The sequence below is a fragment of the Chitinophaga sp. genome, from assembly GCF_019236475.1.
In the GTDB taxonomy this organism is placed as follows: domain Bacteria; phylum Bacteroidota; class Bacteroidia; order Chitinophagales; family Chitinophagaceae; genus Chitinophaga.
Genome location: NZ_JAFAIX010000012.1, coordinates 988,694 through 1,013,349, shown reverse-complemented (window position 1 = coordinate 1,013,349; position 24,656 = coordinate 988,694). Strand labels below are relative to the sequence as shown.

At 44.1% G+C, this 24,656-nt stretch carries 15 protein-coding genes; 6 read left to right on the top strand and 9 right to left on the bottom strand.

Annotated elements, in window-relative coordinates; translation table 11 throughout:
• The first annotated feature begins 89 nt into the window (after window positions 1-89).
• Window positions 90-1,229, top strand: coding sequence for an amidohydrolase family protein (locus JO154_RS20350; RefSeq protein ID WP_291948954.1), 1,140 nt, complete (start codon window positions 90-92; stop codon window positions 1,227-1,229).
• A 9-nt stretch (window positions 1,230-1,238) separates the two neighbouring features.
• Entirely contained in the window at window positions 1,239-2,339 is a 1,101-nt protein-coding gene (locus tag JO154_RS20345; RefSeq protein WP_291948952.1) for a mechanosensitive ion channel domain-containing protein, read from the top strand.
• A gap of 107 nt (window positions 2,340-2,446) precedes the next feature.
• On the opposite strand, the gene JO154_RS20340 is transcribed toward JO154_RS20345, so the two are convergent.
• The 3 genes from JO154_RS20340 to JO154_RS20330 all read right to left on the bottom strand — a co-directional run bounded on the left by JO154_RS20340 (window position 2,447) and on the right by JO154_RS20330 (window position 4,570).
• Window positions 2,447-2,959, bottom strand: coding sequence for a thioredoxin domain-containing protein (locus JO154_RS20340; protein WP_291948950.1), 513 nt, complete (start codon window positions 2,957-2,959; stop codon window positions 2,447-2,449).
• A gap of 11 nt (window positions 2,960-2,970) precedes the next feature.
• Window positions 2,971-3,483, bottom strand: coding sequence for a MerR family transcriptional regulator (locus JO154_RS20335; RefSeq protein ID WP_291948948.1), 513 nt, complete (start codon window positions 3,481-3,483; stop codon window positions 2,971-2,973).
• A gap of 115 nt (window positions 3,484-3,598) precedes the next feature.
• Entirely contained in the window at window positions 3,599-4,570 is a 972-nt protein-coding gene (locus JO154_RS20330; RefSeq protein ID WP_291948946.1) for a M23 family metallopeptidase, read from the bottom strand.
• A 352-nt stretch (window positions 4,571-4,922) separates the two neighbouring features.
• Between JO154_RS20330 and alaS the strand changes: the two genes are divergently transcribed.
• Both alaS and JO154_RS20320 read left to right on the top strand, forming a co-directional pair.
• Window positions 4,923-7,541, top strand: coding sequence for an alanine--tRNA ligase (gene alaS, locus JO154_RS20325; protein ID WP_291948944.1), 2,619 nt, complete (start codon window positions 4,923-4,925; stop codon window positions 7,539-7,541).
• A 154-nt stretch (window positions 7,542-7,695) separates the two neighbouring features.
• The gene (locus tag JO154_RS20320) at window positions 7,696-8,682 is read left to right on the top strand and encodes a PDZ domain-containing protein (RefSeq protein WP_291948942.1); all 987 of its coding nucleotides are present in this window, start codon (window positions 7,696-7,698) and stop codon (window positions 8,680-8,682) included.
• A gap of 40 nt (window positions 8,683-8,722) precedes the next feature.
• On the opposite strand, the gene JO154_RS20315 is transcribed toward JO154_RS20320, so the two are convergent.
• Entirely contained in the window at window positions 8,723-10,129 is a 1,407-nt protein-coding gene (locus JO154_RS20315) for an aldehyde dehydrogenase (RefSeq protein ID WP_291948940.1), read from the bottom strand.
• Window positions 10,130-10,266: 137 nt separating this feature from the next.
• On the opposite strand from JO154_RS20315, the gene gatB reads away from it, so the two are divergent.
• Together gatB and JO154_RS20305 are read left to right on the top strand one after the other, a co-directional pair.
• The gene (gene gatB, locus JO154_RS20310; protein WP_291948938.1) at window positions 10,267-11,709 is read left to right on the top strand and encodes an Asp-tRNA(Asn)/Glu-tRNA(Gln) amidotransferase subunit GatB; all 1,443 of its coding nucleotides are present in this window, start codon (window positions 10,267-10,269) and stop codon (window positions 11,707-11,709) included.
• A 63-nt stretch (window positions 11,710-11,772) separates the two neighbouring features.
• On the top strand, window positions 11,773-12,936 hold the full coding sequence (locus JO154_RS20305; RefSeq protein ID WP_291948936.1) for a TlpA disulfide reductase family protein: 1,164 nt from the start codon (window positions 11,773-11,775) through the stop codon (window positions 12,934-12,936).
• A gap of 170 nt (window positions 12,937-13,106) precedes the next feature.
• On the opposite strand, the gene JO154_RS20300 is transcribed toward JO154_RS20305, so the two are convergent.
• The 5 genes from JO154_RS20300 to JO154_RS20280 form a co-directional block, all read right to left on the bottom strand.
• The gene (locus tag JO154_RS20300; protein WP_291948934.1) at window positions 13,107-14,714 is read right to left on the bottom strand and encodes a RagB/SusD family nutrient uptake outer membrane protein; all 1,608 of its coding nucleotides are present in this window, start codon (window positions 14,712-14,714) and stop codon (window positions 13,107-13,109) included.
• Window positions 14,715-14,738: 24 nt separating this feature from the next.
• The gene (locus JO154_RS20295) at window positions 14,739-17,870 is read right to left on the bottom strand and encodes a TonB-dependent receptor (protein ID WP_291948931.1); all 3,132 of its coding nucleotides are present in this window, start codon (window positions 17,868-17,870) and stop codon (window positions 14,739-14,741) included.
• Window positions 17,871-18,563: 693 nt separating this feature from the next.
• A complete protein-coding gene (locus JO154_RS20290) occupies window positions 18,564-19,469 on the bottom strand; it encodes a hypothetical protein (protein WP_291948930.1) in 906 nt (301 codons plus the stop codon).
• Window positions 19,470-19,491: 22 nt separating this feature from the next.
• The gene (locus JO154_RS20285) at window positions 19,492-21,216 is read right to left on the bottom strand and encodes a SusD/RagB family nutrient-binding outer membrane lipoprotein (protein ID WP_291948928.1); all 1,725 of its coding nucleotides are present in this window, start codon (window positions 21,214-21,216) and stop codon (window positions 19,492-19,494) included.
• 22 nt (window positions 21,217-21,238) lie between these two features.
• Entirely contained in the window at window positions 21,239-24,403 is a 3,165-nt protein-coding gene (locus JO154_RS20280) for a SusC/RagA family TonB-linked outer membrane protein (RefSeq protein ID WP_291948926.1), read from the bottom strand.
• Window positions 24,404-24,656 lie beyond the last annotated feature (253 nt).

Sequence of the window (24,656 nt, the reverse complement as noted above, 5' to 3'; positions counted from 1 at the left end):
ACGATCGAATATACCACCCAATGGGGTAGTGACCGTACTCAATCGGGTTGCAAAATTAACATCATTCAAGGAATTAAACACCAGGGTTGTTGAAACAGATCAAATTAAAAGGGAAAGATATATTTGACGGATACCGTTTCCTCGGCGCCAACAAGGTGCTGGTATTGGATGAAAGCGGTACTGTGACTGGCATTACGGACGTTACAGCAGGAGAAGAAGTGCAAGAAATTGACGGTATTCTCTGCCCCGGTTTCGTAAATACGCATTGTCACCTGGAGCTGTCGCACATGAAAAATGTCATTCCGGAAGGGACCGGACTGCCCGGTTTTCTTACCCGGGTAATGCAATTGCGCCAGCAAAATGCGGATCAACAAGCAGCAGCAATGGCCTCCGCAGCCCAAGCAATGTGGGAAGCTGGCATCAGCGTGGTGGGAGATATTAGTAATAATGCAGCTACCATCTCCAATAAAAAAAATGATCCTATCCGCTATCATACCTTCGTGGAATGTATGGGTGTGGCCGATACTGGCGCCGATAGCCGTTATCAGTTTAGCATGGAGGTGCTCCAGCAGTTCCATGAACTGGATGGCCCCATGCACAGTTGTTCTATTGTGCCACATGCGCCTTACTCTGTTAGTCGGACCCTGTTCGGGAAAATTGCCAACTCGCCTGCCAACTCGCCGGTGAGTATTCACAACCAGGAAACAGCGGCGGAAAACCAGCTATATCACAATAAAACAGGGGACTTCCTCGATTTCTACAAGACCTTCGGAATGGATATCAGCGGCTTTCAGCCTACTGGTACCAATAGCCTGGAGGCCTGGCTACCTGATTTCTCCGGTCAGAAAATGATCCTGGTACATAATACCTTCTCTACGGAAACGGATATACGATTTGCACAGCAACAGGCATCGGAAATCTGGTGGTGTCTCTGTCCGCAAGCCAACCTGTACATAGAAAACAGATTGCCCGATATACCACTACTACGCAGAATGAATTGTAATATTGTTGTTGGGACAGACAGCCTGGCCTCTAATCACCAACTGTCTATCTGGGAAGAACTACAGACCATTCATCGCCATTATCCCGAAATTCCGCTGGAAGAGCTCCTGCAATGGGCTACCAGCAATGGCGCCAAGGCATTAGGTTTGGAAGGATATGGTAATTTTCAGCCAGGTAGCCGCCCTGGTGTTGTGGTAATAAATCAAGAAGCTAAAAGAATAATCTAACACGCTAGTATGAATAATTTTCTGAATACCATCATCCTGGACAACCCAATCAGGGATTACATGATCCTTTTACTGGTATTGCTATTCGTATCCTTTGTTAAAAGGTACATTTCCAAAATTGTTGCCGCTTTACTTTTCCGGCTAGTGAAACACTGGTCTCCCCAGATCGAAGAAAAAAGCTTTGTAGAACTACTGCTCAAACCATTGGAGTTCTTCTTCTTGCTGATCACCTTCATGTTTACGATCGACAGATTCACATTCCCTCGAATTCTGAACGTAAACGTATATGGGCATGTAAGTTTGCAGAATGTAACAGACACCCTGCTGGAACTGGCTTTCACGGCAAGTATCATCTGGATCATCCTCCGATTGATAGACTTTATCGCACTCGTACTGGAGAAAAAGGCAGATTCCACTTCGGATAGAACAGATAAGCAGTTTGTTATCTTCTTCCGCGATTTCTTTAAGGCCATCATATTTATCATGGGGGCGATTGCCTTTATCCGGATATTATTTGGCGTCGGACTGGTAGAGAAAATCGTTGCGGGTCTTGGTATCGGTGCTGCGGCCCTTGCCCTCGCTGCTAAGGAAAGCATCGAAAACTTAATCGGCTCCTTTATCATTTTCTTCGATAAGCCTTTCCGCGTAGGAGATACTGTGAAGGTAGACAGCTATCAAGGAACTGTGGAAAAAATCGGGCTAAGAAGTACCCGTATCCGTACACTGGAAAAGACTTTTGTTACAGTTCCTAATAAAAAGATGGTAGATAGCATCCTGGATAACCTGTCGCTCCGTACCCAGCAAAGGGTAAACATGAAACTGGAAATGACGGCGGATACGCCGGCAGACAGTATCCTCGGCGCGCTGCAGGATATTCGTCAACTCCTGGATAGCAACAGTAATGTACTGAAAGGGTATACCGTGAACCTCCATGATTTCAACAAAGACACCGTCATCATTCAGGTGATCTTCAATACGATGATCTTGGATGGAACACAATATGCAGCATTAAGGGAAAGTGTGAACCTGTCTATCCTGCATATCCTTGAAAAGAGAAGTATAAAGATGCCGGGCAGCAGTACCAATGTGGTGCTTACGAACGCCAATTGATGCTGCATAAAAAAAGGAAAGAGACGTCTGCAACGTCTCCTTCCTTTTTATTTTTTCGTTGTCCCTGCCCGCTGGGTAGGAACAACAGACTGGAATTTTTTAAAAAACTATTCGTCTTTGGACTTCTCATCCTTGCTGCTCTTCAGGAGGATGCGTGAAATTTCCCCTTCAATGCTTTCTTTAGGTGTACCTACGATACGACCTTCTTCTTTACCATCTTTAAAAACGATGATGGTAGGGAGTTTCTTCACTCTGTAGTCAGTAGGAGCATCTGTATTCATTTTCTGGTCAGCGCCGAACATAACCATCTGCTCTTCAGGGCTACCACCGAGGATCATCACCTTATATAGCTGAGGAATTACTTCTTTACTGGTTTGGTCCCAAGTGCCTAACACCGCCACAATATTAAAGCTGCTGCGGTTGGCTTTGATATAATTCACCATATTATCATTAGGCTGGTAGTCGTTCACACCTTTGTAGAACCAGCTAAATTCCCTACCGTTCATGAGCGTTTTCATTTCAATCTTGCCTTTCAGGACAGGAGCGTCGCTGGAAGATTGTGCCCATGTCAGTGTGGAGAACAGCAGCCCGCCACCTAATAGTAACATTTTTAATCGCATAACCTTGTATTTTATAATTGATCTTTCAGTTCCGTTAAGAAACCTCTTACCTTTAGCAAAGCTTGTACCATTTCGAAATTCCGGGCGGCCAGCTTACGGTCTTCCTTTAATTTTTGTTTCGCGCCTTCAATCGTATACTTCCTTTCTCTAAGGAGGTGATAGATTAACTTCAGATGGTGAATGTCTTCCTGGCGGAACAGGCGATCTCCTTTGCGGTTCTTTTTAGGCTGGAGGATATCAAATTCGTTCTCCCAATAGCGTATCAGGGAAGTATTTACCTTGAACATGGCAGCTACTTCACTGATGGAATAGTATTGTTTGTCCAGTACCAGTTTATCCAATTCCATAATCAGATCCGGGTCTTCCGAAAATTCTTTCAATGATTTACGCCCGCGTTTTTTACCCAGATTGGGTTCAGCGGGAGGGGCCACCGCCTTCACTTTTACTTTAGACTTGGGCCCCGCCTTTACTGCCGTTGGCAGTGGCGACATTCCGGCTGTAGAAAAAAGGTCTAACTGGTGCATGGCAGTAAAAAACACGTTGAAAAATATCTTTTACAGCCATGAATTTAGCCTTTTTATTGCAGCTTTCGTCTATTTCCAGTTTAATAACGAACATATTATAACCAATCAGGATAACTTAGTCGAACGACTGGTTACCAGATCTGGCCATTTTAACCAATGTTTCAAACTGTTCTGCGGTAAGGTCGCTGAAGAAGAAGTATACTGGGTCTACCTTGGTGCCATTTTTCATTACCTCATAGTGGCAGTGTGGCCCGGTTGACTTACCCGTGCTACCTACCCATCCCAACACATCTCCACGTTTTACTGACTGGCCGGCTTTCACTTTCATACGGAGCATATGCCCGTAGAGGGTTTTATAGCCATAGCCATGGCGTACCACCACGTGGTTACCATATCCCACATCACTGAGGCTAGCCTCTTCGACCACGCCATTACCAGTAGCATAAATAGGCGTACCGCTAGGCGCTGCGAAGTCAAGCCCAGAGTGATATTTCATCATTTTATAAATAGGATCGATCCTATAACCGAAACCAGAGGCAATATGTTTCAGATCTTTATTCGATACAGGCTGGATAGCCGGAATAGCGGCCAGCATTTCCTGTTTGTTTTTCACCAGCTTATCAATCTCGTCGAAAGATTTCTCCTGCGATTTAATACGGTTGGTGATTTCATTGAGCAACACAGACGTGGAGGCAATGATCTCACTGCTGGCAAAAGACTGTAACTGAGACGCTTCCTCATCGGCGGCTACCTTACCCATACGGGTACTATCCGGAATCGGATCCGCTTCAAAGATGACCCTGTAGATCTCATTATCTCGTTCTTCCAGGGCTGTCAGTTTGGTTTTAGCCTCTTTCATACGTCCCTGCAGGGCCTCGTACTTTTCCTTCATGCCATCCAAGTCGCGCAAGAGCAACTTTTCCTTGGGCGAAGAAAAAAATCGATAGGCAAATGCCAGGAATATAGCGCCCGTAACAATGGCGGCTGACACAAAACCGAGAATACGCAGCACTTTCACCCGTAGGGAAACTACCAGCTTCTCATATTTTAATGTTTGGGTATTGTAGAAATATTTAACCTTCTTCATTGCACCAATGGTGTACTTTTCTTACCTCAGCTAATACGCTGGGACAGCAGATTTTATTACCTTGAGTTCAAACGGATGAATAAAATTGGCATAAATAAGATTGCCGCCTTAACTTTTTTGCCGGTCAGCCTATCCTATTTTGAATAATCATACAGGTTTCAATATTTTTGCACTCCCTGTAACTCGGCGGGAAAATAAGGTGCACAAACCTAATGTAATTAGATTAAAACATCAACCTTTTGAATGTCAATTTTCTAACTACTTCGTAATGGGTTGAAACACAGGCGAAAGTCTGGTGCCAATAACACGAGCAATAAGATATAAAATATATATTAATTCGCATCAATATTTTATGACAGCATCTGAAATACGACAGCAATTCCTGGACTTCTTTGCGTCAAAAGGGCATCAAATCGTGCCTTCTGCCCCTATCGTAGTGAAAAACGACCCGACTCTGATGTTCACTAACGCCGGTATGAACCAGTTTAAAGACTATTTCCTCGGAAATAAAGTACCCGCGCACACCAGAGTGGCAGATACGCAAAAATGCCTCCGTGTAAGCGGTAAGCATAACGACCTGGAAGAAGTAGGTATCGATACCTACCACCATACCATGTTCGAGATGCTGGGCAACTGGAGCTTCGGCGATTATTTCAAAAAAGAAGCCATCGCCTGGAGCTGGGAACTGCTTACGGAAGTTTACAAGATACCCGTAGATCGTTTATACGTTACCGTATTCGAAGGTGATGCGAACGAAAATCTGCCTAAAGACGAAGAAGCCTATAACTTCTGGAAACAACATATCGCGGAAGATCGTATCCTCCTGGGTAATAAAAAAGATAATTTCTGGGAGATGGGAGACACCGGCCCCTGCGGCCCTTGCTCTGAAATTCACGTAGACTGCCGTCCGGATAACGAAAGACAAGCAGTAGACGGTAAAAACCTCGTGAACAACGACGATCCTCAAGTAATCGAGATCTGGAACAACGTATTCATGCAGTTCAACCGCCAGAAAGACAAATCCCTGGTGCCATTGCCTGCAAAACACGTGGATACCGGTATGGGCCTGGAACGCCTGGTACGCGTTCTCCAGAACAAAACGTCCAACTACGATACCGACCTTTTCATGGGTACCATCCATACTGTAGAAAAGCTCACCGGTAAAGTCTATAAAGGCACCGACGCCAAACATGATGTGGCTTTCCGCGTAATCGCTGACCACATCCGCGCGATCTCCTTTACCATCGCTGATGGCCAATTGCCTTCCAATACTGGCGCAGGCTACGTTATTCGTCGTATCCTCCGTAGAGCCGTGCGTTACTACTTCTCCTTCCTGGATGTAAGAAAACCACTGCTCCACGAACTGGTTCCAGTACTGGCAGCACAATTCTCCCATGTTTTCCCTGAACTGGAACAACAGGTAGATTTTGTGAAGAGAATCATATTTGAAGAAGAAAATAACTTCCTCCGTACCCTGGAAAGTGGTATCCGCCGTATCGACGACTTCATGAAACAAGCCAGCGGCAAGATGATAGATGGCCAAACAGCCTTCGAACTCTATGATACCTACGGTTTCCCATATGACCTCACTACGCTGATCGCATTCGAAAATAAGTTCGATGTGGATAAAGTCGGTTTTGATAAAGCACTGGAACAACAGAAAGAACGCTCCCGTGCTGCTACCGCACTGGATACCGGCGACTGGGTGGTACTGGATGAAACACCTAATGTAATGTTCATCGGTTACGAAAACCTGGAATCACATACCAAACTGCTGAAATACCGTACCGTTAATGCAAAAGGTAAAGACCAATTCCAACTGGTACTGAGCAAAACGCCTTTCTATGCTGAATCCGGCGGACAAGTAGGCGACACCGGTATACTGTACTTCGATGATGAAATCATCCATGTAACAGATACCAAGAAAGAAAATAACCTGATCATTCACTTTGTAGATAAACTGCCTGCTAACCCGCAAGCAAGCGTGAAAGCGGTGGTAGCAAGAGAAAAACGTCAGGATACTGCACGCCACCACTCTGCCACACACTTACTGCATGCTGCACTGCGCCAAGTACTGGGTACACACGTTGCTCAGAAAGGTTCTTTGGTAAATGCGGTTGGGCTTCGATTCGACTTCTCTCACTTCGCAAAAGTGACAGACGAAGAAATGGCGAAGATTGAAGATATCGTTAACGAAAAGATCCGTGCAAATATCCCTGTTGTAATCAAGGAACTTCCTAAGGAAGAAGCCCTGCAACTGGGAGCTATGGCGCTCTTCGGTGAAAAATACGGAGATGTTGTTCGCGTAGTGATCATGGACCCGAATTATAGCGTAGAGCTTTGCGGTGGTACCCACGTAGGTGCAACCGGCGAACTCGGTCTCTTTAAATTCGTTTCTGAAGGAGCGGTAGCTGCCGGCGTTCGTCGTGTGGAAGCCGTGACTGGTAACGAGGCCATTACCTTCGTTAATAACCACCTGCAACAACTGAAAGAAATTAAAGCTGCCCTCAAAAATCCGAAGGAAATTGTGAAGGCCGCTGAAACACTGGTTCAGGATAAAGCTGCGCTGGAAAAACAAGTAGAGGCGCTGGAACTGGAAAAAGTACGTCAACTGGGTAATGAACTGTGTTCCAAAGTACAGACCATCAATGGCGTAAACTTCCTCGGACAGGTGGTTAACGTCAGCAATGCAGAAGGGCTGAAACAACTGTCTTTACAGTTGAAAAATGAAATCCCTGATCACGTGCTGATCTTCGCTGCTAATGTAGGCGGTAAAGCCAGCGTAGCTCTGACTATCGACGAAAAACTCGTTGCAGAGAAAGGCTGGGAAGCACCTAAATTGATTAAGGAACATATTGCTCCGCTGATCAAAGGTGGTGGCGGTGGTCAGAAATCCTTTGCTACCGCAGGTGGCCAGGAAACTGACAAGCTGGACCAGGTGATTAAAGCCATACAGCAAATTATCAACTGATAATTGAAATTAAGTGTTATAAAGAAAGGTGGATATCGGAAGATGTCCACCTTTCTGCTTTTCTATCGGTACTGATGGCCCAGTTATCGGATTTAACTTTTCCTTAGTTACCCGTGTTATTAAATTTGTCCCCATAATTAAAAACTATCAGCATATGAGCAAGTTACTGCAAACATTAACCATTGCAGGTTTTACCTGCTTTAGCCTACTGAGTGCGCCAGTATTCGCCCAGCAGTCAAAAGACAAAATGGGAGAGTTTGACGAGATCATTATCAAACGTAAAAGCAATACAGACGCTAAGGTTACTGTAGAAATCAAGAACGGTGAGGTTTGGGTAGACGGTAAGAAAGTGGATCAGTACAATAACCCGGATTTATCGATCTTTCGTCGGAACATCACCCCAATGGATGGTAACACCATCGGCATGACCGGGGATATCTCGCCCTTCCTGGGTCTCTTTGGTGGTGATGAAGCAGAACAGGACGACAACGATAATGCCATCAATATCAAACCAAACAAAGCCTTGTTGGGGGTGCTGACCGAGAAAAGTGAAGCACGTGGCGTAACCGTGAAAACCGTGTCTCCTAACAGTCCTGCCGAAAAAGCCGGTATCAAAACAGGCGATATCATTCTCCAAGTAGATAATAAAAAGATCGAAGAGCCGAAAGACCTATACGAAACAATCGGCACTTACAATCCTGGCGACAAGATAACGTTAACGTATATACGCAATAAGAAAGAATCCAAAACAAGCATCACGCTGGGCGAACGTAAAACCGAAGAACCCAGTATTATGATTGAACCTCATTCCAATAGGCAGTTCTTTAATTTTCAACAGCCAGGATGGGGCCCACGTGGCAACAACGCTCGCCTGGGCTTGCAAGTGGAAGATACAGAGAATGGCCAGGGCGCCAAAGTAACTGATATTGCAGAAGGTTCAGCAGCAGAAAAGGCGGGATTCAAAGCGGATGATATCGTTACTGAATTTGGTGGCACTGCGGTTAAATCCGCCAGAGACGTGGCTAATGCCTATCGTAGTAACTTGACGAAGCAGTCGGTAACGGCAAAGGTTATACGAAACGGCGCTACGCAGACACTCGATATCAAGATTCCAAAGAAAATTAACAAGGTTAATTTATAGCGTGCAAGAGAGAGCAGCCAACCGGCTGCTCTTTTCTTTTCTACATTATTTTTTTCAGGAGTTTCAGCTTATTCTTAAACGGTGGGTATTTCGTTGGAACATCCAACCAGGTGGCCGTTTTTAGCATGCCTTTAGGATGGGTAAATGTATCGAAGCTATATTTCCCGTGATACTGTCCCATGCCACTGTAGCCAGTGCCACCGAATGGTAATTCAGGATTGGTAAGGTGTACCAGCGCATTGTTCACACAGCCACCGCCGAAACGAACCTGCTCGATGAGGGCACGTTCTGTTTTCTTACTGTTGGTAAACACATACAATGCCAGTGGATATGGTAGTTTCCGAATAGCTTGGATCGCCTGTGGCAAATCCGTGTAAGGTAAAATCGGTAGGATAGGACCAAATATTTCATCCTGCATTACCGGATCATCCCACTCCACATCTGTCATCAAAGTAGGCGCGATATAACGTGTAGCCTTATCCGTTTGACCACCATGAATGATATGTCCCTGGCTGAGGTACGACGATACCACATCAAAACGACGATCATTGATTAATCTTGCATAGTCCGGACTCTCTGCCGGATTCTCTCCAAAGAAAGAGATGATCGCTTCTCTCAACGCATCTTCTAGTTCTGTTTTTACATGTTGATGTACCAGGATATAATCTGGCGCTACGCAGGTCTGGCCTGCATTCCAGAATTTACCCCACGCAATACGTTTAGCCGCCACTTTTATATTCACTTTTTCATCTACCACACAAGGGGATTTCCCTCCCAGTTCCAGTGTAACAGGAGTAAGATGAGGGACTGCCATCTCCATAATCTTCTTACCCACCGGAATACTACCGGTGAAAAACACATGGTCAAAACGGCAGGTCATCAATATAGGAATAACAACGCCGCCGTCTCCTTCCACTACTGCAATGTATTTAGGATCGAATGTTTCTTTGATAAGGTCATTGATGACGTCTGCGGTAGCTGGCGCCAGCTCTGATGGTTTTAATACTGCGCAATTTCCGCCGGCAATGGCTCCCAGCAATGGGCTCAGTAATAACATGAACGGATAATTCCATGGAGCTATTATCAACGTCAAGCCCAATGGCTGACGATAAATGCGGCTACTACTTGGATAAGTGACCAGCGGAGAAGTGACCACCTGCGGCTCCATCCAGGCCTTTAGATTATCCAATATATAAGCGATTTCCTCATATAAAAATCCCACCTCGCTGGAATATGCCTCCATCGGATGTTTATGCAAATCCTTATGCAAAGCATCCAGAATACGGCTTTCGTGCTTTTCTATGGCCTTTTTCAGGCGTTTCAACTGGGTTTTTCTGAAACTAAAGGGTAATGTGGCGCCGGATTCGAAATATGCCTTCTGTGCCTCATAAAGTTGCCCAGCCTGAGTATGACTGATCATAGGGAAGATATTTAATGTCTTGTTCATACTCAATTTAGCACTTTCTTCGCATGAATTTGCCCAGAATCCCAGCATTATTTGAATATATTTGTAGTAATTGATTACAATTTTAGTGGTGAGTTGCAGTCAGTTCAACTTTATTGAATATTTTAAATTATCACCTCTTGGATTACAGTAAGTACGAAACCGTGATCGGGCTTGAAGTTCATGCCCAGTTGCTGACAGAAAGCAAGCTTTTCTGCAGCGATAGCGCCGCTTTTGGTGGTTCTCCCAATACGCATATCAGTCCGATTACCATGGCTCATCCCGGCACTTTGCCCCGGATGAACAAAAAAGCGGCCGAGTATGCCATAAAACTGGGACTAGCTTGTCATTGCGCCATCGAAAAAGATAATTATTTCGCCCGCAAAAATTACTTCTATCCCGATCTCCCTAAAGGATATCAGGTATCCCAACATACTGCTCCGATCTGTAATGGCGGCTACGTCCGCATCTCCACAGAAGCCGGCACCAGAGATATTCAGTTGAACCGCATTCACCTGGAGGAAGATGCCGGTAAACTACTGCATGATCAGGACCCGGCCTTCAGTTATGTGGATTATAACCGCGCAGGTGTGCCACTCGTGGAAATAGTGAGCGAGCCAGACATGCATTCCAGCGATGAGGCCTATGCCTACCTGACAGAGCTAAGGCGATTAGTTCGTTATCTAAGCGTTTGCGATGGTAATATGGAAGAAGGCAGCATGCGATGCGATGCCAATATTTCTGTGCGCATTAAAGGCACCACCACACTGGGTACCAAAGTGGAGGTCAAGAATATGAACTCCATCCGAAATGTAAAAAGGGCCATTGAAGCAGAAGTGAAAAGGCAGATAGAGATTTTGGAAACAGGAGGGAGGCTCATACAGGAAACGAGAAGCTTTGACGCCGCTACTGGCAGCTCTTTCAGTTTGCGCTCCAAGGAAGAAGCCAATGACTACAGATATTTCCCTGAACCGGACCTGGCGCCATTCAAGCTCAGCGATGCTTTTATTGAATCCATCCGGGCCACGCTTCCTGCGTTACCAGAAGAATTGATGCAGAAATATACTACTCAGTATAACTTGTCAGAATATGATGCCAGGGTAATTTGCGATGATAAAGCCACCGCTGATTACTTTGAAGCACTGACTGTCATTACTGCCCAATACAAAGCAGCCGCCAACTGGATGCTGGGACCAGTGAAATCCTGGCTGAATGAGCATTCCGCAGATATCAAGGATTTCCCTATAACGCCGGAAAGGCTGGCACAGCTCATCGCACTGGCCGACAGTGGGAAAGTGAGCTTTTCCATCGCTTCCTCCCGCATACTCCCGGAGATGATTAACCATCCTGATGAGCCAATGGAAATAGCTACCAGGCTGAATCTGCTCCAGGACACCAATGCCGACAATATTGGGCCCATCATTGATGAAGTACTGGCAAAATATCCGGACAAAGTAGCGGCTTATCGTGGGGGCAAAAAAGGCTTACTGGCGCTTTTCGTGGGCGAAGTGATGAAAGCCTCCAAAGGCAAAGCAGACCCGCGTCTCACCAATGAATTACTGGCGGAAAAACTGAAAGGTTAAGGCCAATCCGCAATTTTAACCTAATTTGGAGGTTTGCGCAATCAGATTTAAAATTTCGAATACATGAAAAAATACTTTTTATGGTTGTCAGCCGCCGCATTGATCGCGGGATGTACGGGTCAGCAACAGGAAAAAGGAGAATTCAAAATTGAAGGACACTTTACTAACCTACCTCTTGGATCTGTAGTATTGGAAGAACTGACATTAGCCAATGTTAAAGCGGTGGATTCCACCACAGTAAAGGATGCAAGCGGTAAATTCACCTTGAAAGGCATGGTGCCCGAACAAGGCCTCTACCGCATCAAATTCCCGAATGGCAAATTCGTCGTGCTCTCCCTGGATGCCGGCGATATGAAGCTGGAAGGGAATATGGACGACTTGGAAAACATGAAAGTGGAAGGTTCTGAATCCACTGCCGAACTCCAGAAATTCCTGGGAGATATCAGCAAACAATCCATCGCGCTGACAGAAGAAATGCGTACCCTGGATAGTTTGCACACTATTAAAACGCCAGACAGCATTTTACAACCTAAAGTGCAGGATTTCCAGCGTAAAGAAAAGGATTTTGAAGAAAGCTTCTTTATTGCTGCCGATAAGACAAAATTCCCTGCTAATGCAGTTTTTGCTATCAGCCAAGTAAGAAACGGAGAGGAGATCATCGCACACAAACAAGTGCTGGCCAATATGGGAAAACGCTTCCCTAAAAATACCCTGGTTAAAAGCATGCTGGATAGAGTAGCAGAAATGGAAAAATCGCAGACTGCCACTGGCGCTGACGCAGCAGGTGGCGAAGGTCCTTCTATCGCAGTTAAAATCGGCGAAGCAGCTCCTGAATTCTCACTGCCTGATCCTACCGGTAAAATGGTTAGTCTCAGTTCCTTCCGTGGTAAATATGTACTGGTGGACTTCTGGGCTAGCTGGTGCGGACCTTGCCGTGCTGAAAACCCAAATGTGGTAAAAGCTTACCAACAGTTCAAAAACAAGAACTTCACAGTACTGGGAGTTTCCCTTGATAAAGAGAAAGGTAACTGGCTCGATGCGATCAAAAAGGATAAACTGGACTGGACACATGTTAGCGACCTGAAATACTGGGAATCTGCTGTGGTGAATATGTACGGCATCAATGCTATTCCAGCTAATTTCTTAATGGATCCACAGGGTAAAGTAATTGCCTCTAATCTGAGAGGACCTGAACTGGAAGCCAAGCTGAAAGAAGTCTTAAAATGATAGCATAAAACGAATAAAAAATCCCCGGTAGTAACTGATACTACCGGGGATTTTTTTGTGGGATATTAGGGAGATAAAGGTCAAAAAAGAAGGGTGTACCGATTGGTACACCCTTACTTTCATTTACTAGTTTATCTACAAGTTTGCTCTACACTTTATTGCAAAGACCATTAGTAACCAGGATTCTGAGACGCTTTCAAAGTTGGGTTGGAAGCAGTTTCAGTGGCTGGGAACGGCCAGAGGAAACGGTAGTCGCTATATGGAATAGCAGCAATACCAGTTGGAATAATCGGCGCTTTTAAGGTATCGTAATCAGCACCGCTTGATTTCAGGATAGCTGGATCAACTTTAGCAGGAATACCGCCAGTACCGTATTTGGCATCCAGTGCCAGACGATGAATATCTGGCCAACGACGACCTTCAGCCACGAACTCAACACGACGCTCATTCAGGATAGCCAGCGTCAGGTCAGTAATGGTGCCAGGAATAAGGTCAGGCAGATTACCAATTGTACCCACTTTATTTGATCTGTTATGTACTGTTTTATACAGCAGGTATGCTTGTACAGCATTACCAGTACGGTTGTATGCTTCAGCAGCATTCAGCAGTACCTCTGCATAACGGATGATTGGAGCCCAATCACCTTTATTGGCATAATCAGTATACTTCGTTGTGAAAATGTATTGCTTACCAGATTGTCTGAGAAGCAGATTTCTACGAGCATCAGTTGTAGGCCAGTAAGCTGCATTATACAGATTAGGACTGATTGCAACCAGACCACGACCAGCAGCAGGTGCAGATGAACCGAACATTTGAGCGAGGGCACCATTCACATCACCATTCGCGTTTACGCTGTTGGCGATAGAGAAGATAGACTCTGTGTTTTTAGAATAGGAACCAAACACGGTAGTTGGATCTGCTTCCAGTTTGTAACCATTAACAGGACTGCCTGGAGTAGCCAGGTTAGCACCTAATTTGGTAGCTTCTGCAATTACTCCTGCATAATCACCCATGTGCAGTTTGATCCTTGTTTTCAGCGCAATAGCAGCACCTTTGTTGGCTTTGGAAATAGCATTTCCAGTACCAATGTTCTGCTCTGCGAAATCCAGATCAGCCAGCATCGCTTTATAATCATCCGCTACTGTACCTCTTGGCATAGTAAGATTCTGCTGAACTTTCTGCACAGTGTTGGTAGCAACAGTACGATAAGGTACCCCTGCCTGACTACCATTACCATCTGCATAAGGACGGCAGAAATGCAGTACCAGCTCGTGAGCAGATAAAGCGCGCAGGAAGCGGGCTTCAGATTCTAACTGTAATTCCTTAGGACCAGAAATAACATTATTCTTGGCGGCATCCTGTATTCCTTCAATGAATACATTCGCCTGGTTAATTACAGAGTATAAGTTCACCCACATTGCCACGTTATTGGCAGTAGTGGTACCGTAAGTAGATTTGTAAGTGATTTCGTAGAAAGTAGCCAGGTTGACCATATCCTCACCTCTCATTTCATCCTGTTCGATAGCAGCAGCACCAAAAGGATATCCACGACCGGAGTAAGAATCGTTATAGCTACCTACAGTAGCAGTGTTATACACACCATTCAGTGCCAGTTCAATATTGGATGAATCTGTGAATACAACTTTTTCATCCACCTGGTTTTTCGGCTTCAGCTCCGTGTATTTTTTGCAGGAGGCGAGACCGGCAGCAGCCATAAGGCCAGCAGCGAGCACCAGGCCAGCATTTCTTTTATATTGATACTTGAACATGTTTCTCATAATAATTTTTGTTTTTCCCAACAATTACAGACCAATGTTTAAACCCAAAGTATAAGTACGAGGAACTGGAGAAGTATTATAATCCAGACCTGGCTCGATGTTACCAGACTGACCAGAAATGTTGTAGTTCAGCTCAGGATCAACACCTTTGTACTTAGTAATTACAAAAGCATTTTGAACCTGTGCATAGATACGAACGCTGTTCAGTTTAATACGGTTTAACATGTCTTTAGGCAGATTATAACCGAGACCAATGTTCTGAGCACGGATGAAGTCACCTTTTTCCAGGAAGCGGCTGTTCAGGTTACCATTCTGCAGAATGAAGTTGTCAGAACCTTGGTACAGTTTAGGTACGCTGGTAATTTGACCAGGAGTAGTCCATCTGTCCAGGATTTCTTTACCGTTGTTCTGGAATTTCTGGTTGTTCAGTGTTTCCTGACGGGTAACGTTGTACACTTTGTTACCACCTGCGAAGGAGAAGAAGATATTGAAATCAAATCCTTTGTAAGTAACAGTGTTGTTCAGACCACCATAGTAAGTAGGAGTGGATTTACCCAGGAACTGTTTGTCTGTAGCGGTAAGCGCTGCAGCAGGCTGACTCATATCACCAGGTTTGGAAGGATCATACTTGTAGTATGCAGCAGTTTTGTAGTCGCCTTGTACAGTAGAACCATCTGCTTTCTGCCACAGTGGGTTACCGTTTGCAGGGTTTACACCTTGGTAAACATAACCATAGAATTCACCGATAGTACGTCCAACGCTAGTTACATTGTAGCTCTTTACGATATCTTGGTTATTAACCAGTGCCTGTACTTTGTTCTGTACAAAAGTAACGTTGAATGCAGTTGTCCAGGTAAAGTCACCTTTGCTAATATTGGTAGAGTTTACAGAGAACTCAACACCTTGGTTGTACATCTTACCTACGTTCAGGCTGATTTGGTTTGGAGCACCTGCACTTGGAACACCAAGGGAAGGAGCAACTGGTGCAGACAATACCATGTTGTCGATATTGTTCTTGAAGTAATCAGCAGTAACAGTGATACGATCTTTCAACAGACCCAGGTCCAGACCAAGGTTAACTTTTTTACTGGTTTCGAAGGTCAGATTAGGGTTATAAACGTTGTTATAAACCAGACCACCGTTAGTACCATAAACAGCAGCTTTGTAAGAACCTACATATGGATATGATCCGATATCTACGTTACCTACTTTAGCCCAACCACCACGGATTTTTACATTGCTGAATACATTTGCGATACCAGCATTTTTGAAGAAGCTTTCTTCAGAAAGTCTCCAACCAGCAGAAACACCTGGCAGGTTAGCATTCTGATGACCCGGAGGCAGAGAAGAGATAGCATCTCTACGGAAAGTACCGGATAAGATATAACGGTCTTTATAAGTATAAGCTACACGAGCAAATGTTGATCTGAAGGCTCTTTCAACAATTCCACCACCAGATTTCTGAGTAGTATAGCTACCAGAGATCAGGTTGTTATCGCCAAAGAAAGGACTGCTCAGACCATTAGCCTGACCATAGAAATATCTTTCTCTGCTTTTCTGAACTTCCATACCTGCAACAGCATTGATGTTGTGGCCATTGAAAGTTTTGTTATAGGATAAAGTATTAGCCCAGTTGTAACGGAAGCTAGGAATTTGTTGTTGAAATACGTAACCACCGCTGCTTCTACCATCACCATGGATTGGATTCCAATATTGGTAGTCTTCGCCGCTCAGCAGGTTTACACCAATTTGAGATCTCAGGTTTAAACCTTTGAGGACTTCCACATTCACGAAAGAGTTACCAGTGAATGCCAGGTTTTTGTTTCTGTAGATATTGTGATCCAGTACATATTTAATGTTGGTGTAGTTATCCGCAATGGAAGTCAGGTTAGCACCTTGTCCCAGAACGTTACCCGCAACATCAATATTGTAGGTACCGTCAGGCCACATAGCAGGTACGTTTGGTAAAGAACGCAGTGCATTGGAAATAGAGCTAGACAGACCACTTGCGCCGGTATTGAAACCATTGTTGGTAGTGTGAGAAACAGCAGCATTAACACCCAGTGTTACGATGTCCAGTGCTTTCTGTTCTACTTTCATACGCAACTGGTATTTTTTCTGATCGTTACCCACCAGCATACCTTTCAAGTCAGAATAACCTAATGAAACGTAGTAGTTGGTTTGATCATTTGCACCGCTGATAGAGAGGTTGTGATTCTGCTGGAAACCAGTTCTGGTCACGATATCCTGCCAATCGGTATCATAGTTACCGCCATTAGGATTAGGTGTTGGTTTCGCAGGAGCAGCAGCGCCTTTATTAGTATATTTTTCATTCGCGATAGTAATGAATTCATCTGCATTCAGCAGGCTGAATTTTTTAGATGGAGACGCAGCAGCAAACCAAGCATCATAGTTGATTTTAGCTTTACCTTGTTTACCTTTTTTGGTGGTAACGAGGATAACGCCATTCGCAGCGCGAGAACCGTAGATCGCAGTTGCAGAACCATCTTTCAGTACTTCCATACTTTCGATATCATTAGGGTTGATATCACCCAGTGGGTTGTAAGGAGTTACACCACTCTGATCACCAGTGATGATAGGTACTCCATCAACTACGTACAGAGGATCTGTACCGGAGCTCAGGGAGTTTGTACCACGGATACGGATACGAGCAGGTTGACCCAGTACACCACTTCCTACAGTAGCCTGTACACCCGCTACCTGACCAGCCAATTGACGGTCAATCGCAGGAGAAGCAGCATTCTTTAACGCACCACCATCAATCTTAGCGATAGATGCAGTTACGTTTTTACGTTCCTGTGTACCATAACCCACAACAATCACTTCATTCAGCGCTTTCTGGTCGCCTTCCAGCAACACATTCACACTGCTTCTACCAGTGACATTTACTTTCTGTACAGCATAACCAACAAAGGAAAATTCCAATGTGTTGGTTTTATCTGCAACAGTCAGTTTAAATTCACCATTCGGAGTGGTAAGCGTACCAACATTGGTACCAGGGATCTTTACAGTAACGCCAGGCAAGGGAGAACCGTCTTTTGCATCGGTTACCTTACCTGAAATCGTTCTTGATTGAGCTAGTGCCTGAAAGACACTGAGGACTGCTAGCAGCCAGAGGAATAATCCTTTCTTCATAAGCGATCTTGATTAGATAAAAGTAAATCGGTAATTATTGGCTAGGTAATGAGTATAGGAGTGCCATTAGACATCTTCGCCTTCATTTACATAACCAAATTCAATAAATAAGATAAAATGAATACTACTACAGTACTTTATTACTGAGAGCCATCTGAAAAACCTTAATGAATAATTATTTTAAATCCCACTGTACTTTATCAGTTAAATTTTGATTCGATTGGTTGAAAATTCTCTAAAATCTGACAAAACTTCTATCAGCTACAATAGCTCCTGCACTACAGCAGACATTCTACATTCTTACTGACGGAAGCATCGTTAAATACCCCCTATTGAATCGCTAAAATGGATTGTTCTTTTTATAACAGGAAAATTTCGGTTGGCGAATGTTCCCTCATAAGCAATTTAAACTCCTTCTATCCTAAATAAGCGTCAGATTTTGTCAACTCTCAAGGCATACACCCTAAAGTTATCTGACAAATATACTGTAATGCCAATCCGATTCCATAACATTATCGTGTTATTATTTAACATTTTCTAACTTAAAGAATCGTTAATATGGGAAAAATATTGAAGAACAATTATTTAATGGAGAATTAAATAATAGCCCTTATATATTTTTCTACACAACTTTTAACATAAAAAAAGCGGCTCGTATCCGAACCGCTTTTTCTAAAGAATATTTTGTTATACTCAATGCACACTAATTCTCGTATTGGCGTTGCCAAAACTACCTTCCGTTACCGTATTGGTCAGCGTGAGTAAAATGGATGTATCACAAGTACTCATATTACCTGATCCACTTACAGTTGGATTATGATAAGGCGTAGTAAGCAAAAGAGGTGCATATGTCACTTTTGGCACCGTTACCTGCTGCGTTTTTACATTCACAATAGCCACTACTGCTGCATTTGGAATTTGCACCCAGTCTAACAAAGTTAGTTTAGCCGTATCCGCACCTGAGCCTATCTGCGCCCTGACTGTATAATTCCCCCAGAAGTCCGGATCTTGCACATTTAATATGCTGAAGCCTACTTCAGGCGCATAAAGATGCATGTTCAAAGGACATACAATCGGGAAATTCAGGGTCAATGTAGAATTTGGGAAGGAATGCGCATCTGTTCCAAATGGCGGCAGATTGATTACAGTAGCTCCGGAAAGCCCCGTGGTGAAAGCTTGTATTACCTTCCCATTCTTCAGTGTAATATCTGGCGCTATGGTGAAGGAACTTCCTGTAGGCGGATTATTTACATTCAAGCCAAACAACTGCGCCAACTGCGGACCAGTAACTGTAACCGTAGTAGGGAAGGTGGTAATATTAGCCTGAATCGTCTGGATATTGTTGTAATTCCCATTAAGGATTACCCGCAAATCCATCTTCTGCGGCTGTTCGCCATTAGGAAAATATAAGGCTACCTGGATATTCGTTTTAAATGCACTCATTTGCTGAATGATAACATCCCCTCCTCCGGTAATGCTAAGTTGTGGTAGCACAGACTTAACAATGCCTTCCGGTAATCTTGGATTATCATTCTTGCGGCATGCAAAGAATATGCATGTTGCAAGTAGCATTATCATCAAACTATTTAGTTTCTTCATACTTTCAAAGTTTTAATGCTGTTTATGGTTTCCAAAATACTGGGTATGATGCCGGATTTTTCTGAGCCGGTGCATTCTTGTTTACATTCAACTCATTAATAGGCCATGGAAGCGATAATGGATACCCTCTGTTCAACGCTACCTTTACTTTAGGCTGCGCTCCAGGCTGTGTAGGATCACCATTAATCGGAGGTTGCACCAACCCGCCAGGGGCCATCGTAGGATCATTAGGATTCCAGAGTACTGGAAAACCCGTACGACGATAATCTGTATAAGCATCGCAACTGAAACCAAAACTAGATATCCACTTTTGCGTCATTACCATTTCCAGTTTTCCTGTTATTGATCGGGCATCATATTGTGCCATTACAGCATTTACATAAGTAGTCATGGCAGCGGAACCAACTAATGCAGGGATGTTCTGCCCTTTATTTGCAACTGCTACTACGAGATCTACCTGGTGGAAAGATTCCTGTATGGCTGCCAACAACGTGGCTCTTGGGTTGCCAGGAATATTCCCAGTGAGCATTAGTTCTGCCTCGATATATAACACATCTGCATAGGTCAGCAAACGTAATGGCGCCGCTCCTGTTGCACTGTTGTTATTAACCACGGTGTGACTGCCATCATCATACTTACCCCCCACCGGATAAATACCAAATACAGTCAAACTGTTATCCTGGGATTTATCCCGGTTAGGCCCCTGAGAGCCAAAATAAATACTGATAAATCCTCCATCCCGGAATTCTGTGGTATTCTGCGCAGCATCTGTAGCACTGTTCTGATTGTAGAAGTAATATGGAATCCTTGGGTCCTGTATTCCTGTGAGAATATTCGGATTATATCCCTTCAAGATGGAATAAAACCATGGACTCATGTAATGCGACTTCTGCGTAGCGTAGTAATCATTATAACCAGGATTTCTGTCATCCGGTGTCTGCTGCGAAGTATAATTCACTTTCATGGCGCCTGTCCAGGAGCCAATCAGGTTACTGGCAGAAGAGGTCAAAGAGGTGGCTTGCGCAGAAACATTCTGCACCAACCTTACCTGATTCAACATCTTCAACTTGATACTATTTCCTGCTTTTCTCCATTTCACGGTATCTCCTCCAAACAGTATATCATCCGTTCCCGGAACAGTGGTATTGCCTCCTTTAATGGAAAGCATCGCTATTCCTGAATCCAACATGGTAAATAACTGTGGATAGATAGTTGCTCCTTTATCAAATACGGGATAGCCAATGCCAGCCAATGCATATTGGTTGGCCTGAGAGAAAGGAATATCCGCAAAAGCATCTACCATCATACTCATGCCATAAGCCTTCAGAATCCTTCCGATACCGGAATACCTGTGATCGCCGGCGGCATCTGCCTGTCGGATCAATACATTCAGATTTTCCATGGCACCAAGCAAATCATTGTTTTGCTTGGCGGCGGTGTAAAACTGATTCCAGGCGCCATTGATATTGAAATCATCTCCCTGCGCCCCATATTGGTCCGGATCTTCACGTACGGTTACCTGATGCACATAGACGGCCAATACTTCTGTTAAGCCAACGGCTCCACGGGAACTACTGTTACTAAAACCCAACATGTATGTCAGACCTTCTTCCGATGCAGTTAATAATAATGGAAGCGTGGACGTCGTTGGGTTATTTGGATCGGTGTTTATCTTAAGGAAGTCTTTGGTACAGCTAGCAGCAATTACCAGAAACACTCCAATGATAATATATCTTAGTCTTTTCATCGATTGATTGTTTTTATGAAAACTAGAAGGTCACTTTCACGTTCACACCAAAACGACGTGTTGTAGGTGCACCTGATAATTCAATCCCTTGTGTTGTACTGGAACCAAAGCTGCCGACTTCAGGATTGAAGTGTGAATATTTCGGCATACCCGGTGCGTAGAACCACAGGTTACGACCAGTCAATGTTACTGTTAGACCACCAATAGGAGTTTTTGCGAACATGGATTTAGGAAAATCATACCCAAGGGTACACTCACGGAATGTATATACAGTTGCATCGTATACATTCCATTCTGTTGCAGAGTTAATGGCGAAGGTTTCACCAAAGTACAATTCAAACAAGCTAATACCTGTCTGGTTGGGAATACGGTTTCCTTTGGAATCCAACAGTGGAGTACCAGGGTTGTTTACGTCTCCATAATATCCAGGAATGATGTACACGTTTTCACGATCTTTCGTATCCAATGTTACACCACGGCCTAACAGAGAACTTACCGTTACGGTATATATATCGCCACCTCTGGTGAGGTCAAACAATGCATTCAGGAAAAAACCCTTGTAACTTACAGAGGTACTCAAACCTGTTTTGAAATCAGGGTTAGGATTACCAATCATTCTTTGAGAACTATTCCTGATCAGGAATCCATTGGTTGGATCTATTAACAGCGCACCATCTTTATCACGTGCATCCACTGTACCTCTTAAGTAACCGTAAGGCAGACCTGGTTCCAAGAATGGACTGATCGTATTCAGTACGCCATTCAATGGGAGCCTGTCTACACCAGCTTTCAGGGATACTACCTTACTCACGTTTCTGGTAAATATCCAGTGGAAGCTCCAGGTAAGATCCTTTGTTTTAACCGGTACAAAATTCAAATCAACTTCAATACCCTTGTTACTCAGCTTACCATAGTTATCAAACACTTGTTGATAACCGGAAGATGGCGCCAGTGTTAATGGGGCAATCTGGTTGGTAGAGGTACGTTGATAGTAGGCAAAGTCTAATGCAATTCTCCTTTCAAAGAATTCCAAGGTGGTACCCACTTCCCAGTCTTGCGTAAACTCAGGTTTTAGTTTTGGATTACCTGCTGTTGGATTTTGTGATACAGAAGACTGTGTGAGGAAGTTAGGATTCACAGAGAATACATTCATTAATGAATATGGATCTGCATCGCGACCTACTTTCGCCCAGCTAGCACGGAGTTTACCGTATGTCAGCACTTTGCTTTCCATTTTAAGTGCCTCTGTGAATATCCAGGAAGCAGCCACACTTGGGTAGAAGTAACTGTGGTTGTTCATTGGTAACGTGGATGACCAGTCGTTACGACCTGTTACCGTCAGGAACAACCATTTTTTGTAATCCAGATCTACTTCCCCGAATAGGCCCCAAAGTCTGCGCTGGATCATTACGTTTTGCAGTGGCAGCACCACTTTGGTATTACTCAGTGAATAAATACCGGGAGAAATTATTTGTTGGCCCTGCATAATGGTAGAGTTGGTCGTACGTTGGTTCACGTTATGACCTACCAATACTTTCAGTCCAATATCATTATTTCTCAGTTTGGGAGTGAAAGTACCTATCAAGTTGGACTCGATTTCCGCGAAGCGATAGTCCTGATTTGTAATCTGACCTACCCCTTTTGCACCACGGGACCCCAAATCAACGATTTCCTTACGGGTAAAGTTATTAACGTTGGTACCCAGTGAATAACTGGCATTGAACCAGGGCAGGATATCATAGTTAAATTTGAGCCCGGCAGTATACCTGTCTGTTCTGGTAGTAGCGGTATTATGAACGAAATCCCAGAGCGGGTTATCGTATTGGGAACTGTTGGTAGATACCGGCCTTCCATTGGCATCTTGGAAAGGAAGTCCTGCCAGATTCCAGGTTCTTCCGAGGAAGAGGTTACGGGCAAAGGAAGACGCGGAGCCATCGACCTGGTTTTCTCCGAAGAGAGAACCGACTTGGTTAGTTGTACTGTAGCTGAAGTTACCATTCACAGTGAGGCCATTGGCAAGCCGTGTGATACCCCCAATAGACATACTACCACGATTGAACGAAGAATGAGGTACATAACCATCCTGGCTCAGATAACTGGCAGTAGCACTAATGGCACCCTTGTCGCTACCTCCGTTTACACTGACAGAGTTTTCTGAGATGAAACCTGTTCTGAAGAGGTCTCTTACGTTATTTGGCACCGCCCGATAAGGTATTTTACCTGATGCAGGAAACAGATTTGGGAAAGCCGTCAGATAGTTAGGCCAAACGGGGATGGAATCCAATGTGCCAAATTTAGGCCCCCATGAACCATTCGCATTGGCGTAAGTAAAACTGGAACCAGTCCCATATATATTCTGATATTTGGGATAACTGGCAATTGTTTCAAACGTAATACCAGAAGAGTAGGTGACTTCTGTCTTACGTTTAGACATAGAAGCGGAACCTGATTTGGTGGTAATGATAATCGCGCCATTGGATGCTCTGGAACCGTACAATGCAGCGGCAGCAGCACCTTTCAGAACAGTCATGGAAGCGATATCATTCGGGTCAAGGGAAGATAACCCGTTTTGGTACGCACCTCCACCATTGGTTTGGTTAGAGGTAGCCACCATGTCATTGTTGTAGGGAACTCCATCCACCACGATCAATGGTTCGTTATTTCCGAAGAAAGAGGTATTACCACGGATATTGATACGGGTAGCAGCACCTGGAGTACCTTGGGAGGTATTGATGTCTACACCTGCAACTTTACCTTGCAGGCCTTTCAACATATCAGGTTCTGATTTTTGCGTGATTTGATCCGGCTTCACTGTGGCCACTGAGTAACCCAGTGAAGCTTCGTTTCTTTTCAGACCTACGGCAGTTACAACAACTTCTCCGAGTTGTTTTTTGTCGGCTTCCATTGCAACATCAATAATGTCACTGGCAGACAGGGTTACTTCCTTAGTGAGATAACCAACGAAAGAAAAAACTAACGTGGCACCCGATGCTACTCCATTTAACTTGTAAGTACCATCAGAAGAAGTAAAAACGCCCTTAGTGGTGCCCTTAACAACAACAGTGACACCGGGAATTGCAGAGCCGTCTTTTGCGTCACTAACTTTTCCGCTGATCGTTCGTGTCTGGGCAGCAGAATGCAGTACACAGCCGAATAGGAACAGCCAAAGTAGTAGCTCTTTTTTCATAAGCGACTTGGTTTTGATTGACTAATAAAAAGAAGTTAACGTAACGGGGCTATAAACCCTATAAGCAGTAACCTAAACTGTATAACAGTGACTAGTTGTTACACAGATCCCATGAATTTTACATATGATTTTACCTAAAGATTTGTTAAATAACAGGGTAATAACAGCGATGTTCTAGATTTTGTTTCCTTAATCAAATATATCACTATATTTTTTTTCTCAAATACAAATAATTAGGTAGGTATCTTAACTA